This is a genomic window from Streptomyces sp. NPDC015242, from assembly GCF_043079125.1.
GTDB lineage: Bacteria > Actinomycetota > Actinomycetes > Streptomycetales > Streptomycetaceae > Streptomyces.
Map to the genome: position 1 here is coordinate 549732 of NZ_JBIBUF010000001.1, position 12880 is coordinate 562611.

Annotated in this window: 13 protein-coding genes; 7 read left to right on the top strand and 6 right to left on the bottom strand. The window is 75.6% G+C overall.

From position 1 onward, the window contains the following. Positions 1-61 precede the first annotated feature (61 nt). Positions 62-1156 carry a glutamate--cysteine ligase gene (locus ACF07N_RS02495; protein WP_392107372.1) on the top strand — a complete coding sequence of 365 codons (1095 nt, stop codon included), beginning with the start codon at positions 62-64 and terminating at the stop codon, positions 1154-1156. Positions 1157-1171: 15 nt separating this feature from the next. Here the strand turns inward: ACF07N_RS02495 and ACF07N_RS02500 are convergent, their stop codons facing one another. Further along, entirely contained in the window at positions 1172-1522 is a 351-nt protein-coding gene (locus ACF07N_RS02500; RefSeq protein ID WP_392108749.1) for a hypothetical protein, read from the bottom strand. Between the two features lie 282 nt (positions 1523-1804). On the opposite strand from ACF07N_RS02500, the gene ACF07N_RS02505 reads away from it, so the two are divergent. After that, positions 1805-3061: a PP2C family protein-serine/threonine phosphatase gene (locus ACF07N_RS02505; RefSeq protein ID WP_392107375.1), complete on the top strand. Its 1257-nt coding sequence runs from the start codon at positions 1805-1807 to the stop codon at positions 3059-3061. Between the two features lie 28 nt (positions 3062-3089). Here ACF07N_RS02505 and ACF07N_RS02510 read toward each other — a convergent pair whose 3' ends face one another. Further along, complete coding sequence (locus ACF07N_RS02510) at positions 3090-4319, bottom strand: acyl-CoA dehydrogenase family protein (RefSeq protein ID WP_392107378.1); 1230 nt, start codon at positions 4317-4319, stop codon at positions 3090-3092. A gap of 345 nt (positions 4320-4664) precedes the next feature. Here ACF07N_RS02510 and ACF07N_RS02515 point away from each other — a divergent pair, with 345 nt between their 5' ends. The 3 genes from ACF07N_RS02515 (at position 4665) to ACF07N_RS02525 (ending at position 8370) form a co-directional block, all read left to right on the top strand. Further along, the gene (locus tag ACF07N_RS02515; RefSeq protein ID WP_392107381.1) at positions 4665-5765 is read left to right on the top strand and encodes a winged helix DNA-binding domain-containing protein; all 1101 of its coding nucleotides are present in this window, start codon (positions 4665-4667) and stop codon (positions 5763-5765) included. A gap of 181 nt (positions 5766-5946) precedes the next feature. Beyond that, on the top strand, positions 5947-7650 hold the full coding sequence (locus tag ACF07N_RS02520; protein WP_392108752.1) for a RecQ family ATP-dependent DNA helicase: 1704 nt from the start codon (positions 5947-5949) through the stop codon (positions 7648-7650). Positions 7651-7788: 138 nt separating this feature from the next. Continuing rightward, entirely contained in the window at positions 7789-8370 is a 582-nt protein-coding gene (locus tag ACF07N_RS02525) for a hypothetical protein (protein ID WP_392107383.1), read from the top strand. 117 nt (positions 8371-8487) lie between these two features. Here the strand turns inward: ACF07N_RS02525 and ACF07N_RS02530 are convergent, their stop codons facing one another. The 3 genes from ACF07N_RS02530 to ACF07N_RS02540 all read right to left on the bottom strand — a co-directional run bounded on the left by ACF07N_RS02530 (position 8488) and on the right by ACF07N_RS02540 (position 9929). After that, positions 8488-8964: a hypothetical protein gene (locus ACF07N_RS02530; protein ID WP_392107386.1), complete on the bottom strand. Its 477-nt coding sequence runs from the start codon at positions 8962-8964 to the stop codon at positions 8488-8490. 173 nt (positions 8965-9137) lie between these two features. Next, complete coding sequence (locus tag ACF07N_RS02535) at positions 9138-9491, bottom strand: hypothetical protein (RefSeq protein WP_383329411.1); 354 nt, start codon at positions 9489-9491, stop codon at positions 9138-9140. A 72-nt stretch (positions 9492-9563) separates the two neighbouring features. Further along, positions 9564-9929 (bottom strand): DUF6479 family protein, encoded by a 366-nt coding sequence (locus ACF07N_RS02540; protein ID WP_383329413.1) that lies wholly within the window; start codon positions 9927-9929, stop codon positions 9564-9566. A gap of 189 nt (positions 9930-10118) precedes the next feature. On the opposite strand from ACF07N_RS02540, the gene ACF07N_RS02545 reads away from it, so the two are divergent. After that, entirely contained in the window at positions 10119-10493 is a 375-nt protein-coding gene (locus tag ACF07N_RS02545) for a ferredoxin (RefSeq protein WP_383329416.1), read from the top strand. A gap of 169 nt (positions 10494-10662) precedes the next feature. Then, complete coding sequence (locus ACF07N_RS02550; RefSeq protein ID WP_392107391.1) at positions 10663-11103, top strand: pyridoxamine 5'-phosphate oxidase family protein; 441 nt, start codon at positions 10663-10665, stop codon at positions 11101-11103. Here ACF07N_RS02550 and ACF07N_RS02555 read toward each other — a convergent pair. Further along, on the bottom strand, positions 11079-12872 hold the full coding sequence (locus ACF07N_RS02555; protein WP_392107394.1) for an ABC transporter permease subunit: 1794 nt from the start codon (positions 12870-12872) through the stop codon (positions 11079-11081). The genes ACF07N_RS02550 and ACF07N_RS02555 overlap by 25 nt on opposite strands. Positions 12873-12880 lie beyond the last annotated feature (8 nt).

Below are 12880 nucleotides of genomic sequence, written 5' to 3' on the forward strand. Positions count from 1 at the left end.
CGGCACTCGTCACTCCCGCGGGCGTGAACCGACCCCCGGCGGGCGGAACAAAGGGTGATCGATGACGACGATCGGCGTGGAAGAGGAGTACCTGCTGGTCGACCCGGTCACGGGCCTGCCGGTGCCGCACGCGGACAAGGTGCGCGCCGCGGCGGGCCTGGGGCGTCTCGTGGCGGACCAGGAGGTGCAGTACGAGCTGCTCCAGGCGCAGGTCGAGGTGGCCACGCCGGTGTGCGCCACCCTGGAGGAGGCCGGCGGGCACCTGCTGCGCCTGCGGCACGCCGTGGGCGTGGCCGCCGAGGAACACGGCTGCCGGATCGCGGTCTGCGGCACGCCGCCGGTGCGGCACGGCCGTCCCGTGGCCGTCACCGACCAGGCCCGGTACCGGGCCATGGTGACGCAGGCGCCGCAGCTCGTGGCGGAACAGCTGGTCAACGGCACGCACGTGCACGTCGCCGTACCCGGCCGGGAGGCGGGCGTGCAGGTCCTGAACCGCATCAGGCCCTGGCTGCCGACGCTGACGGCCATGTCGGCGAACTCCCCGCTGTGGGACGGCCACGACACCGGCTTCGCCAGCTGGCGCACGGTGATCTTCAGCCGGTGGCCGGTCAGCGGGGTCCCGCCGTACTTCCACGACGCCGGCGACTACGAGCGGCGCGTGGCGCGTCTGCAGGAGGCGGGGCTGATCTCGGACACCGGTCAGGTGTACTGGCAGGCACGGCTGTCGTCCACGTATCCCACCGTCGAGGTGCGGTGCCTGGACGTCCAGCTGCGGGCGGACGAGGCGGTCCTGCTCGCCGCCGTCATCCGGTCCCTGGTGGAGACCGCCCTGGCCGAGGCGGCGGACGGGGTGCCCGCCCCCGACGTCGCCCCGGAGCTGCTCCAGGCCGCCATGTGGCACGCCGCCCGGCACGGTCTCGAGGACACCCTGATCGCCCCGGACGGCACACCGCAGCGCGCCGGTGACATGCTGTACGCACTCCTGCGGTACGTGACGCCCGCTCTCGACGCGTCCGGGGACGCCCGTCAGGTCACGTCCCTGGTGCACCGGCTGCTGCAGGACGGGACCGGCGCCGACCGGCAGCGCGCCGCCCTCGCCCACGGGGGCCTGCGCGCGGTCACGGAACTGATCAGCGTGCAGAGCACCATGCCGTGACGGAAGGCGAGCTCCTCACGCCGCGGCGGCGTAGGCGGCGGCGACGGCGGTGTCGGTACGGGCGTGGATGACCAGCCGGGTCCCGGCGGTGTCGGCGTTCGCCTCCAGTACGCGGCGGGTGGGGGCGCTGCCGGTGGCGACCGACATCAGCACGCCCAGCCTGCTGCACAGGCGGTGGACGCGCAGGACGACGCTGACGGCCGCGCCGTGCGCGGCCGGCTCGTCCAGCACGACCACCACCGGGGCGGGCCGGTAGGCCTCGACCAGGGCGCTGATCTGCGTCAGGAGTGTGGCGCGCCCGCCGATGCCGGGGTCTTGGTGGACCGTGATGACGAGTACTCCGTGATCGAGCGAATGCGACAGCAACACGGCCCCCGCGCCTCCGTTTCCTCGTTCGGCGGGTCGTTCCACCATGGAAGTACCCGGAAGCGTGCCCCCGAAGCCTCATATGGCGAAGTACGTCGGCCGGGTGTCGCGGCGTTCGGGTCCGTGCCGCACGCCGTTTCGCGGGTAGCCGTCCAGTGCGGCGGAACGGAGGTGGACCGGATGGCGGACAGGGGCCAGGGCGAGCGGAGCGGTCACCGTGGGGGGAGTGAGGCCCGTGGACCGCGGGACGCGGGCGGGCCCGGTGGCGAGGGCGGGCGGCGCATGCTCGCCGACCTGCTGGACGCGAGCCACCTCATGCCCGTGGAGCTGCTGCCCGCCAAGGCGGCCGAGTGCGCCCGTGCCGCCGGTTTCCGCCGGGTGCTGATCTACCTCGCCGATCTGCGGCGCCAGACCCTGTGCCTCCTGCCCGTCGACGAGCCGGCGGACGAGGGGCACGAGAAGGTGCTGCACGTCGAGGGGACGGTGGCCGGGCGGGCCTTCCAGTACGGCGACGTGCTGCCGGCCGCGCCGCCCGGCGGTGACGTGTTCGAGTGGTGGGTGCCGCTGCTGGACGGGACCGAGCGCATCGGCCTGCTGCGGGTGAGTGCCGAGCACAACGACGCCGAGGCCCGCGAGGACATGAAGTCCCTGGCGGCACTCGTCTCACTGATCGTCGTCAGCAAGCGCGGCACCAGCGACGCGCTGGCCCGGCTGACCCGCGCGCGGCCGATGAGCCTGGCCGCCGAGATGCAGTGGAACCTCCTGCCGCCGCGCACCTACGCGGACGGGCGGGTGACCATCTCCGCGGCCCTGGAACCGGCCTACGACATCAGCGGCGATGTCTTCGAGTACGCCGTCGACGGATCCGCCGTCCACCTGACCATCTTCGACGCCATGGGTCACGACACCGCCGCCGGACTGTCGGGGGCGCTCGCGCTGGGAGCGTGCCGCAACGCCCGCCGCCAGGGCGCCGGCCTCCTGGCCAAGGCGGAGGCGGTGGAGGCCGCCCTCGTGGAGCAGTACGACCACCGGCGTTACGTCACCGGCGTGCTGGCGACCCTCGACACCCGCACCGGAACCCTGGAGTGGGTCAACCGCGGCCACCATCCGCCGATCATCATCCGCGGCAACCGCTGGACCACCCACCTCAGGTGCCGTCCGGCCCACCCCATGGGCACCGAACTGGGCCTGCCCGGCACCGTCTGCCGGGAACACCTCCAGCCCGGCGACCGCATCGTGCTGTACACGGACGGCATCACCGAGGCGCGCCGTGCCGGTGACCGGGAGTTCGGCCTCGACCGCTTCACGGACTTCCTCATCCGCCACCACGCCGACGGGCTGCCGGTCCCCGAGACCCTGCGCCGTCTCATCCAGGCCGTCCTCGACTACCACGACGGACGCCTCCAGGACGACGCGACCGTCCTGATGTGCGAATGGATCGGCCCCCACCTGGAGCCGGCCCGGACGGCGGCGGACCTGACCGGCCTGTCGTCCGACGGACCGTGCTTCGACACGGAGGCCGGGGCGGACGGCGCGTAGCCGCCGCCCGTGCGCCCGCTGCGGCGGCTCAGACCGGAAGGACGAACGGCGGGTGCGCCCCGTTGAGGAAGTAGTCGCCGACGTCCCGCAGCCGGTGGGTGACGGGCTCGTACAGCGTGTGGGTCCGGGCGTTGCGCCAGAAGCGGTCGAAGCCCAGCCGCGCGGACGCCGCGCGGACGCCGATGATGTCGAGGGCGCGGGACGTGGACTCCTGCACGGCCCTGGACGCGGCGGCCTCGGCCATCGCGACGAGCACGGAGACCTCCGCGTACTCCTCGTAGGTCAGGTCCTCACCCCGCGCCAGCCCGTCCCGCACGGCATCGCGTGCCTGGTCGGCGAGCGCGGACGCCGAGCGGGTCAGCACGGTCAGCTCGCCGTACGCGGTCAGCACCTGCGGGTCCTGGGGCGAACCGGCGGGCAGGTCCGGGTGCCAGGCGGAGCGGCCGGCCCTGCTGTACTCACGGGCCTCGGCCAGCACCCCCTCCGCCATGCCCAGGCGGATCTGCGCCGACAGCAGCCGCCCCACCGGAGACACCAGACCGGCCGGCGGCGACAGCACGTCCTCGTCCGCCGTCAGGGAACCCGCGACGTCGTCCGCGGCGACCGGTACGGCGTCGAACTCCACGCTCCCGCCGGCCGCGAGCCGCTGGCCGAACGGGTCGGCGTCGCCGTCGACCACCACGCCAGGCCGGGCCGGATCGACCACCACGGCGAACGGCTCACCGGTGTCGGCCCGCACGGCCCGCACGGCGAGCCGGTCGGCGACCAGCACCCCGGCCGCGTAACTCTGACGGCCGTTCAGCACCTGTCCCTGTGCGGTCCTGAGGAGCGTCAGCGCCGGTTCCTGGCGTGCCAGGCCGCCGCCCCAGCACCACTGCTCCGCGGCGGTCCGCTGCTCCAGCGCGGCGCCGTGAGCGGGCCCGGAGAGGAACCGGGCGCTCCACGCCGTGAAGTAGTGACAGCCGAGCAGCTGGCCGATCGCGCCGTCGGCCGCCGCGATCTCCCGGACCACGGCGTAGGCGGTCGGCCAGTCCGCGCCGCCACCGCCGAGGCCGGCCGGCACGAGAAGGGCCAGCAGCCCCGACTCGCGCAGCCGGGCCACCTCGTCGAACGGGGGCTTGCCGGCCTGGTCCCTGGCCACGGCGTCGGTGGCGAGGTCCTCCGCCGTCTCCCGGGCCACGCGCAGCCAGTGCTCAGGACCGGGCCCGGCCGGCTCGGTCCCCGTGTCGGGGCCGGACGGCGCAGGGGCAACGCCCATGGCAGGAGTCTCCTCAACTTCGGTGACACGGTGGGGGGTCGGGGCTCACCGGGGGCGCGTACACGGAAAAGGTGTGGGTGCCATGCGCATCATCCTGCGCAGGGCCGTCAGGCGCCGTCAATACTTTCCTAGTAATTCGATAGGGAAAGTAGGGAAGGTGGGCGGGCGGACGGTCGGGACCGTGAGCCGGGGCGGGCGGGGCCGCTGCCGCCGTACGGGCGGAGCGAGTTGCCGGACCTAGTCGCGGCCGGAACCTGACCGCAAGCCCTGAGACGGTGAGCGGGCAAGCAGCCGTCCCGGCCCGTCGCCGCGGACCGGCGCACGACCCGAAGGACAGGTGCTCCGATGACCGTTCTCGAAGCCCGGGCGCTCAACCGCGCCACCCTCGCCCGGCAGTTGCTCCTCGACCGCGCCGACCTGCCGGTCCGCGACGCCGTCGCCCATCTGGGCGGGCTCCAGGCGCAGGAACCGCAGGAACCGTTCACGGGACTCTGGTCGCGGCTGCGGGCGTTCGACCCGGCGGCCCTCTCGGAGCTGCTGACCGGGCGGCGCGTGGTGCGGGCCCACCTCATGCGCCGCACCGTCCATCTCGTCACCGCCGGCGACCTGCTGACCTGGCGGGCCCGGCACGACGACATGCTGCGCCGGCGGGTGCTCGGGGTGTACCGCCGCGAACTCGACGGCGTCGACCTCGCCGCACTCGCGGCGGCCGGCCGGGAGGTCATGGCCGACGGCGAACCCCGCTCCCTGTCCGCCCTCGCCCGGGCCGTGGCCGGCCGCTGGCCCGAGGCGGGCCCGCGGCCGCTGGGCGAGATGCTGGCCGCGGGTCTCCTCCCGACGGTCCAGCTGCCGCCGCGCGGGGTCTGGCGGACCAGGGCGGGCGCCCGGTACGGGCTCGTCCCCACCTGGCTGGGCCGCGACATCGACCCGCCGGACCCGGACCCCGCCGACCCCGTGGGCCAGGCGATGCTGCGGCGCTACCTCGCCGCGTACGGCCCCGCCGCCCCGGCCGACCTGCGCGCCTGGTGCGGCCTCACCGGGCTGCCCGCCGCGGTCTCCGCGCTGCGCGGGGAACTCGTGGTCTTCCGCGACGAGCGCGGCCGCGAGCTGCTCGACCTTCCCGACGCGCCGCGCCCCGACCCCGGCACTCCGGCCCCGGTGCGGTTCCTGCCCGCCTTCGACAACGCCGTCCTCGGCTACCACGACCGGGGCCGGATCATCGACGACGCCCACCGCGGCCTGTCCGTCACCGGGGCGCGTTTCGTGCTCGTCGACGGCCGGGTTGCCGCGACCTGGACCGTCGAGGCGGACACCGTGCTGGTCACCCCGCTGCGTCGCCTGTCGCGGGCCGAGCGATCCGCCGTTGCCGAGGAGGGACGCGCCCTGGCGTCCTTCCTGTCCGACGGCGCCGGCGACCGGGTCCGCGTCGCCGCGTCCCCCGGCTGACGCCGGCACCGCCCAGCGCGGCGCCCCCGCGAGTACCCGGTGGCCGGCACGCTCCGCCCACCGCTGACGGCACCGGCACCCTCCCCGCGCACGGCCGGTACGCAGGCCGGCCGGCGGGTACTCAGAGGGCGCCGCGGCGCGACATCCGGACGTGACCGCACGGAACAGCGAGGAGTCCGGCATGGGACGCGAGGAGCCGCGGACGGTGCGCAGCCGCGCCGAACGCCTGCGGGAGACCGCCGCGGAGGTGTTCGGCTGGGACACCCTCCTGCCCGAGCAGCTCACCGCCATGGAGTGGGTGCTCGAAGGCGAGGACACCCTCGTCGTCATGCCCACCGGCTCCGGCAAGTCGGCCGTCTACCAGGTGCCCGCCGCGCTGCTGTCCGCGCCGGTCGTGGTGGTCTCCCCGCTGCTGGCCCTCCAGCGCGACCAGATCGCGGGCCTGCCGGACGGCGACCGCGCGCCCGGTGCCGTCGCGGTCAACTCCGACCTCGGCGCGGCCGCGACCGAGGAGGCGTGGGAGGCGGTACGCGGCGGCGACGCCCGGCTGCTGTACCTGTCACCCGAGCAACTGGCCAAGGACGAGGTGGTGGAGCGGCTGGCCGCGCTGCGCCCCGCCCTGTTCGTCGTGGACGAGGCCCAGTGCGTGTCCTCCTGGGGCCACGACTTCCGCCCCGACTACCTGCGGCTGGAACAGGCCGTCCGGCGCGTGGGCCGCCCGCCCGTCCTGGCCCTGACCGCCACCGCCGCCTCCCCGGTGCGCCGGGAGATCGCCGAGCGCCTGGGCATGCGCCGGCCGCGGCTGCTGGTGACCGGATTCGACCGGCCCAACATCACGCTGCGGGTCCGCCGCTTCCTGGACGACGACGAGCGGCGCCGGGCCGTCGTCGAACGGGCCGCCGCCGAGCCCAAACCCGGCATCGTCTACGCCGGTACCCGCAAGGACGCCGAGCACTACGCCGGGGAACTGGCCGCCCTGGGACTGTCCGCCGAGGCCTATCACGCGGGGCTGCGCGCCTCCGAACGCGAACGGATCCACGACGCCTTCCTGTCCGGCGCCGCCGACGTGGTGGTGGCCACCTCGGCGTTCGGGATGGGCATCGACAAGGAGGACGTACGGTTCGTGCTGCACGCGTCGCTGCCCGGTTCCCTCGACGCCTACTACCAGGAGATCGGCCGCTGCGGCCGCGACGGCCGACCGGCCCTCGCCGTCCTGCACTACCGGTCCGAGGACACCGGCATGCGGTCGTACTTCGCCGGCCGCGCCCCCGGACCCGACGTCCTGTCGGACGTGGCGCACGCCGTGCACGAGCACCGCGCCGACCCGGCGGACCTGGACGGACTGCGGGCGGACACCGGCCTGTCGAGGAACCGGGTGACCGCGGCGGTCAACCTGCTGGAGGAAGCCGACGCCGTCGCCACGGGCGAGGAGGGCGAGGTGCGCCCGGCCGGCGACGTGCCCCCCGGGCAGGCCGCCGAGGAGGCCGCGCGGACGGCCGAGGCACACCGCCGGACCGAGCGGACCCGGGTCGAGATGGCCCGGGCGTACGCCGAGACCACCGACTGCCGGCGGCGCTTCCTGCTCGGCTACTTCGGCGAGGACCACCCGGGCCGGTGCGGGAACTGCGACCTGTGCGACGCACGGCGGGACGAGGACGGGCCCGAGGAACGGCCCGCCCACCCGGCCGCGGCGGCCTTCCCGGTCGGCACCGAGGTACGGCACGAGCAGTGGGGCGAGGGCACGGTGCTCAGCGAGGACCAGGACCGCATCACCGTGTTCTTCGGGCAGGCCGGTTACCGCACGCTCGCCCTGCGGGCGGTGGCCGGCCACGACGACCTGCTGACCGTGCTGCGCAGGCCGGGCGAGGACCGCTGGGCCGGCTGACGCACCGCCCCGCACGCCCGTCGGCGACGGGGCGTGCGGCGGGCCCCGGCCGTGAGCGCCGGGGCCGCCGGGCCCGGGCGGGGGCGCCGGGAGCACACTGGAAGGGAGCTGCCGGTGCTCACGAGGGGGTGTCGGCCGATGAAGACGTCACGGCGCACGACCGTGCGGTGGTGGCGGTGGCGGCGCAACGCGCTGAAACGCCGCGTCGATGTCGTCGAGGCCTGGGTGGTGCTCGCCGGGTGGGTGTGCGCGTTGCTGGGCGGAGTGCTCGGCGGACTGGTCGCGGCCGACGCGGTCGAGCGGGCCGCCGAGCGGCAGCGGGCGCAGAGCCGCCCCGTTCCCGCGGTGCTGGTCCGCGACGCCCCCGGCCTGTCCCCGGCACGGCCGGCGAGCGACCACCGCGTGTGGGGCACGGTGCGGTGGACCGCGCCGGACGGCTCGTCGCGGCAGGACCGGGCGCGGGTCCTGCCGCGGACCAGGGCCGGCAGCACCGTCCCCGTGTGGGTGGGCCGCGACGGCGACCTCACGACAGCACCCGTGTCGGCGAGCGAGACGCGGCTGCACGCCGCTCTGGGCGGCACCCTGGCCGGTGGCTTCGCCGCCGCGACCGTACTGGGCACCGCCGGCCTGGCCCGGCTCCTCCTCGACCGCCGCCGGATGGCGCAGTGGGACGCGGACTGGGAGCGGCTCGACGCGCGGCGCGGGTGGAGGACGGGATGACCGGGCCGGCCGCGACAGCACGGAGGCGTGCGCGGCAGGTCACGCCCGGCCGAGGGTGCCGACCGCCGGATTCACGCCATCGCGGGTCCCGATCGGGATGAGCACGTCACCGCCGGATCATCGTGGAGCGGCCGCGGGCGTCTGCTGCCCGGCGTGCCCGGGGCCGGGGAGCCCGGACGGACGGGGCGTGGGCGTGGGCAGGCCGACGGTCGTGCCCGGCACCTGCCGCACGGTGGCGTCCCCCGGGCGGTCACCCGTGCCCGTGGCCAGGCGCGACCAGGCGCCGAGGGCCAGGGCCACGGCGGCGGCGGTGGCGACGACCCGTCCGACGCGCCGGGCCCGGGCCCGGCGGTCCAGGTCCCGCCAGGCCACCCGCACCCACAGGTCCTCCGGCTGCCACAGGTCGCCGACGGCGTGCGGGGGCTGGACCGGACGCCCGGCCGCCCGCTCCCGCGCGGAGGGTTCCCTGGGGGCGGAGGCGCGCAGGGCGGACTCGGTGTCCGTGAGGAACCGCAGCCACATCTCGTCCGGCGGTGAGGGAACGCCGTCCGGCTCACCGGGCGGCGTCCGCCCGTCCGTTCCTCCGGTGGTCACGTCCCGTTCTCCCCTCCGCGGCGCTCGGACCCGTCCCGCGCAAGATGATCAGTATGCCGTCCGGACCCGCCGCCCGCACGAGGTGCCCGGCAGGGGCACACCGGGAGTCCGCGCAGACGGCAGAGAAAAGGGCCCGTGCGCAGGCACGGGCCCTCTGAACTGCTACGGCACCGCTAGGTGCGGTCGGCCTTCGGCTGGGCCGGCTGGTCGAGCGTGCCGTGCGGCGGAGCGCTGTGCGGCTGGGGCGACGTCGCGGGGGTGACGCGGGAGCCGCCCTGGGCACCCTGTCCCGTCTCGGGCCGCAGGGCGTTCGGATCACCGGACGTCGGCTCGGCGCCCGCGCGCAGCTGCTCCAGCCGGGAGCCGAGCAGCTCGGTCACCGGCAGGCGGTCGGCGTGCGACCGCTCATAGGCGAGCAGTTCCTCGACCTCGTCCGCGGACAGCGACCGCACACGGCTTTCCAGGCCGCCGATCGGCAGATGGTCGTAGTCGGGCAGCGGCAGGGTCTTGCGGGCGGGATCGGCCATGGTTCTCACTTCCCTGTGGTGCGAGGTGATGTGCGACCGGGCGGGGCGACGCGGGACGCGGCGACGGGTGGCTCAGCGGGCGCCCGGCCCACCGCTGCCGAACCCGCCGCTGCTGCCCTCGTTCCAGCGCGGACGCTCCTGAGAGGCGCTCGTCCGGTCGCTCTGCCGGCCGTTCGTCTTCAGCTCGTGCGGCGTCAGACGCTCCTCGCTTCTGGGCATCTCGTCGGGTTCCCGGCGCTCACGCGTCTCGCGGACCGGGCCACCGGCGGGCATCTGCGGCTGTTCCTCCGGCCGCGGCGTGGGCAGTTCCTTGCGCTTGTTGCGGAAGCCGAGGACGAAGGCCCCCAGCAGCAGGGCCACGACCACCACGCCCGCCACACCCAGCCCGATGCCGAGGGCGCCTCGGCCCGCGGCCAGCTCCATCCATGCGGTATTCATGCCACGCGAGTACCCCTGGTCCGGGCCGTGAACCGGCTCACCTCCGGCGCGACGCGCGGGTCCGCGAGCGATCCTCCTTGCGGACGGCCTCGAGCAGCTCCGCCCTGGACATGCGCGAGCGCCCGGTGACGCCCAGCCGCCGCGCGAGGTCGGGGTTTGACCGCTGCCGGCCGGGGCTACCCGCGCGGTGTGACTTCGACGACATCCCAGCAGGAGCTGTTCCGGTTCCTGGAGGACCGTTTCGCCTGTGCCCAGGCGTGCACCGAGTGCGCCCGGGCGTGTGCGTTGCGCGCGAGCCTCGTGGATCCCGACGGCACCGAGAACCAGGAACTCGTACGGCGCAAGGGCATCATGTGCGCGGAGGTCTGCGACGCGACCTGCCGTGTGCTGTCCGAGCAGAATCAGGTGGACGAGAACAGCATCCGGGTGCAGGTGGAGTGGTGCCGGACCGTCTGCCTGGAGGCCGCGCAGGTCTTCGACGGGCAACCGGGGGCGGAGGACTCGGCCGCGGCCTGCCGCGCCTGCGCGCGGGCGTGCACGGACTTCCTCGCCACGCTGAACTGACCATTCCCGCCACGCCGACCCTGGCGCCGGGCCCCGCCCCCGGTCCCTCGTGGGGTCCTTCGTCATGTGACCAGGGGCCGATGGGCCCTGTCCCGCCCCGCGCGGTCCGTCCGAACATGAGATCACGCAGCACGCAGCACGCGGCACCGGGTGAGGGACGAGACGGCAGATGGACGCCAACGACGGATTTCGTGAACTGAGCCGGCAGGAGTGCCTGCGGCTCATGGCCCAGGTCCCCGTGGGGCGGGTCGTGTTCACCCGGCGGGCGCTGCCCGCCGTACGCCCCGTCAACTTCACCCTCGACGAGGACGGGGCGGTCCTGCTGCGCACCTCGGTGACGTCCGAGCTGGTCGGGGCGATCGCCGGGGCGGTGGTCGCCTTCGAGGCCGACGCGTTCGACACGCTCACCCGGGCCGGGTGGAGCGTGGTGGTCACCGGCACGGCCACCCTGGTCACCGACCCGGCCGAGCACGAACGGCTGCTGCGGGACGGCCCGCGTTCCTGGGCCCCCGCCCCGCACGAGGTCTTCGTCCGCGTGGCTCCCGAACTGGTCACCGGCCGCGAACTCGTCGGCGGCCGCACCCTCTACGGCGTGGAACTCGCCCCCTGACCGGCGGGCCGCGCGCCCTTCCTCCGCCCCGGCGCCCCCAGCGCGCTGCCCGTCACCGCCAGTACGGACAGCAGGACCAGGGCGGCGGCGGGTGCCAGGACCGTCCACGGGGCCAGTTCGGCGTACGGCTGGTTCTCCGACAGCAGGCGGCCCCACTCGGCAGTGGGCGGCTGTTCGCCCAGGCCCAGGAAGCCGAGGGAGGCCAGGACGAGAACGGTGGTCGGCAGCCGCAGCAGCGCGTTGCGCAGCAGGGGCGGCACGACCGCGGGCAGCAGGTGCCGGCGCAGCAGGTGCGGCCGTCCGGCGCCGAGTGCCACGGACGCGGCGAGGTGACCGCTCGCGCGTTCCTGTTCCAGCAGCGCAGCGGTCTGGGCGGCGTACGGGCTCCAGCCGACCGCGCAGACCGCGCAGGCCGCGCCCCACACCGACGGCCCGGTCACGCCGGCGATCAGCAGGCCCGCGAGCACGGCGGGCAGGGTCGACACCACCTCGGTCGGGCCGGCGCTCGCCCGTGGTGCCATGCCCAGCAGGAGGCCGGCGAGGGCGCTCACGGCCGTCACGGCGAGGGCGACGCCGGCCGTGCGCAGCGCCCCGTGGCCCAGCCGGGCCAGCAGATCCCGTCCCAGGGCGTCCGTGCCCAGCGGATGAGCGGGGGACGGGGCCAGCAGTCGCGCCGCCGTGTCCACCTGGAGGGGATCGCGCAGCAGCCCGGCGGTGACGAGGGCGAGCAGCGCGAGGGCACAGACCGCGGCGGTCCCGCGCGCGGAGCGCGGCACGGTCAGCGGGGGCCGGTGCAGGGTGGGCAGCGCGCCCGCACGCAGCGGCCCGCCGAGGAGCGCGTGGCGCGAGGCCCGGATCAGGGCGCCCGCGGTCACCCCGAGCAGGATGAGGGCGAGCGTCGCCGTCTGCAGCACCGGGAGGTCCTGGGCGACGGCGGCCTCCAGGGCGAGCCGGCCGAGCCCCGGGATGTTGAAGATCTTCTCCACCGCGACCGCGCCGCCGACCAGCGCCACCACGGTCGGCAGCACCTGCGGCAGCATGCCGGGCAGGGTGCGGCGCACCGCGTCGCGGGCGATGCGGCCGGGCGGCATGCCGACGGCCCAGGCGGTGCGCGCCCAGGGTTCGTGGAAGGCGGCGGGCAGCGCCTGGTCGAGCAGTCCGCCGAGCATCGCCCCCGACGGGACGCCCAGCGCGAGCGACGGCAGCACCATCGACTGCGGGCCGTCCCACCCGCTGGACGGGAACCACCCCCACCACACCCCGCAGACCGTCGCCAGCACCGAGGCGAGGAGGAACTTCGGCAGCGCGGCCAGCACGGCGGCCGGGCCGCCCGCCCGCTCCTTCCGCAGCCGGCGCCGGGAGCCGAGGAGGACCGTGCGGGCGCAGACCAGTGCGGCCACCACGGCCGTGACCGCGAGCGCGCCGAGCATCAGGGTCAGGGAGACCGACAGGGCGGTGGCCACCTGGGGCATGACCGGTTCGCCCGACACCCAGGAGACGCCCGCGTCCCCGCGCGGCAGCCCGCCCAGCCAGTGGGTGAGATGCGCGAACGGCCCGTCGTCCAGACCCAGTTGGCGGCGCACGGCGTCGAGTTCCGCCGGGGTGGGGTTCTGGTCGGCGGAGCGGGCGCGCAGCACGGTGCGGGCCGGGTCCGCGCCGGACAGCCACGGCAGCGCGGCCACCGCGCCGAGGAGCGCGGCTCCGGCGAGGATCCGGCCGGCCGCCGTGGGCCAGTGGAGGGCAGCTGCGGGGGAGGGGGCGTAACTCACGGGGATCG

Coding starts and splice junctions, on each gene's coding strand:
- ACF07N_RS02535 (WP_383329411.1), bottom strand. CDS start 9,491: ATGGCCGATCCCGCCCGCAAGACCCTGCCGCTGCCCGACTACGACCAT.
- ACF07N_RS02520 (WP_392108752.1), top strand. CDS start 5,947: ATGGGACGCGAGGAGCCGCGGACGGTGCGCAGCCGCGCCGAACGCCTG.
- ACF07N_RS02510 (WP_392107378.1), bottom strand. CDS start 4,319: ATGGGCGTTGCCCCTGCGCCGTCCGGCCCCGACACGGGGACCGAGCCG.
- ACF07N_RS02495 (WP_392107372.1), top strand. CDS start 62: ATGACGACGATCGGCGTGGAAGAGGAGTACCTGCTGGTCGACCCGGTC.
- ACF07N_RS02540 (WP_383329413.1), bottom strand. CDS start 9,929: ATGAATACCGCATGGATGGAGCTGGCCGCGGGCCGAGGCGCCCTCGGC.
- ACF07N_RS02515 (WP_392107381.1), top strand. CDS start 4,665: ATGACCGTTCTCGAAGCCCGGGCGCTCAACCGCGCCACCCTCGCCCGG.
- ACF07N_RS02550 (WP_392107391.1), top strand. CDS start 10,663: ATGGACGCCAACGACGGATTTCGTGAACTGAGCCGGCAGGAGTGCCTG.
- ACF07N_RS02525 (WP_392107383.1), top strand. CDS start 7,789: ATGAAGACGTCACGGCGCACGACCGTGCGGTGGTGGCGGTGGCGGCGC.
- ACF07N_RS02505 (WP_392107375.1), top strand. CDS start 1,805: ATGCTCGCCGACCTGCTGGACGCGAGCCACCTCATGCCCGTGGAGCTG.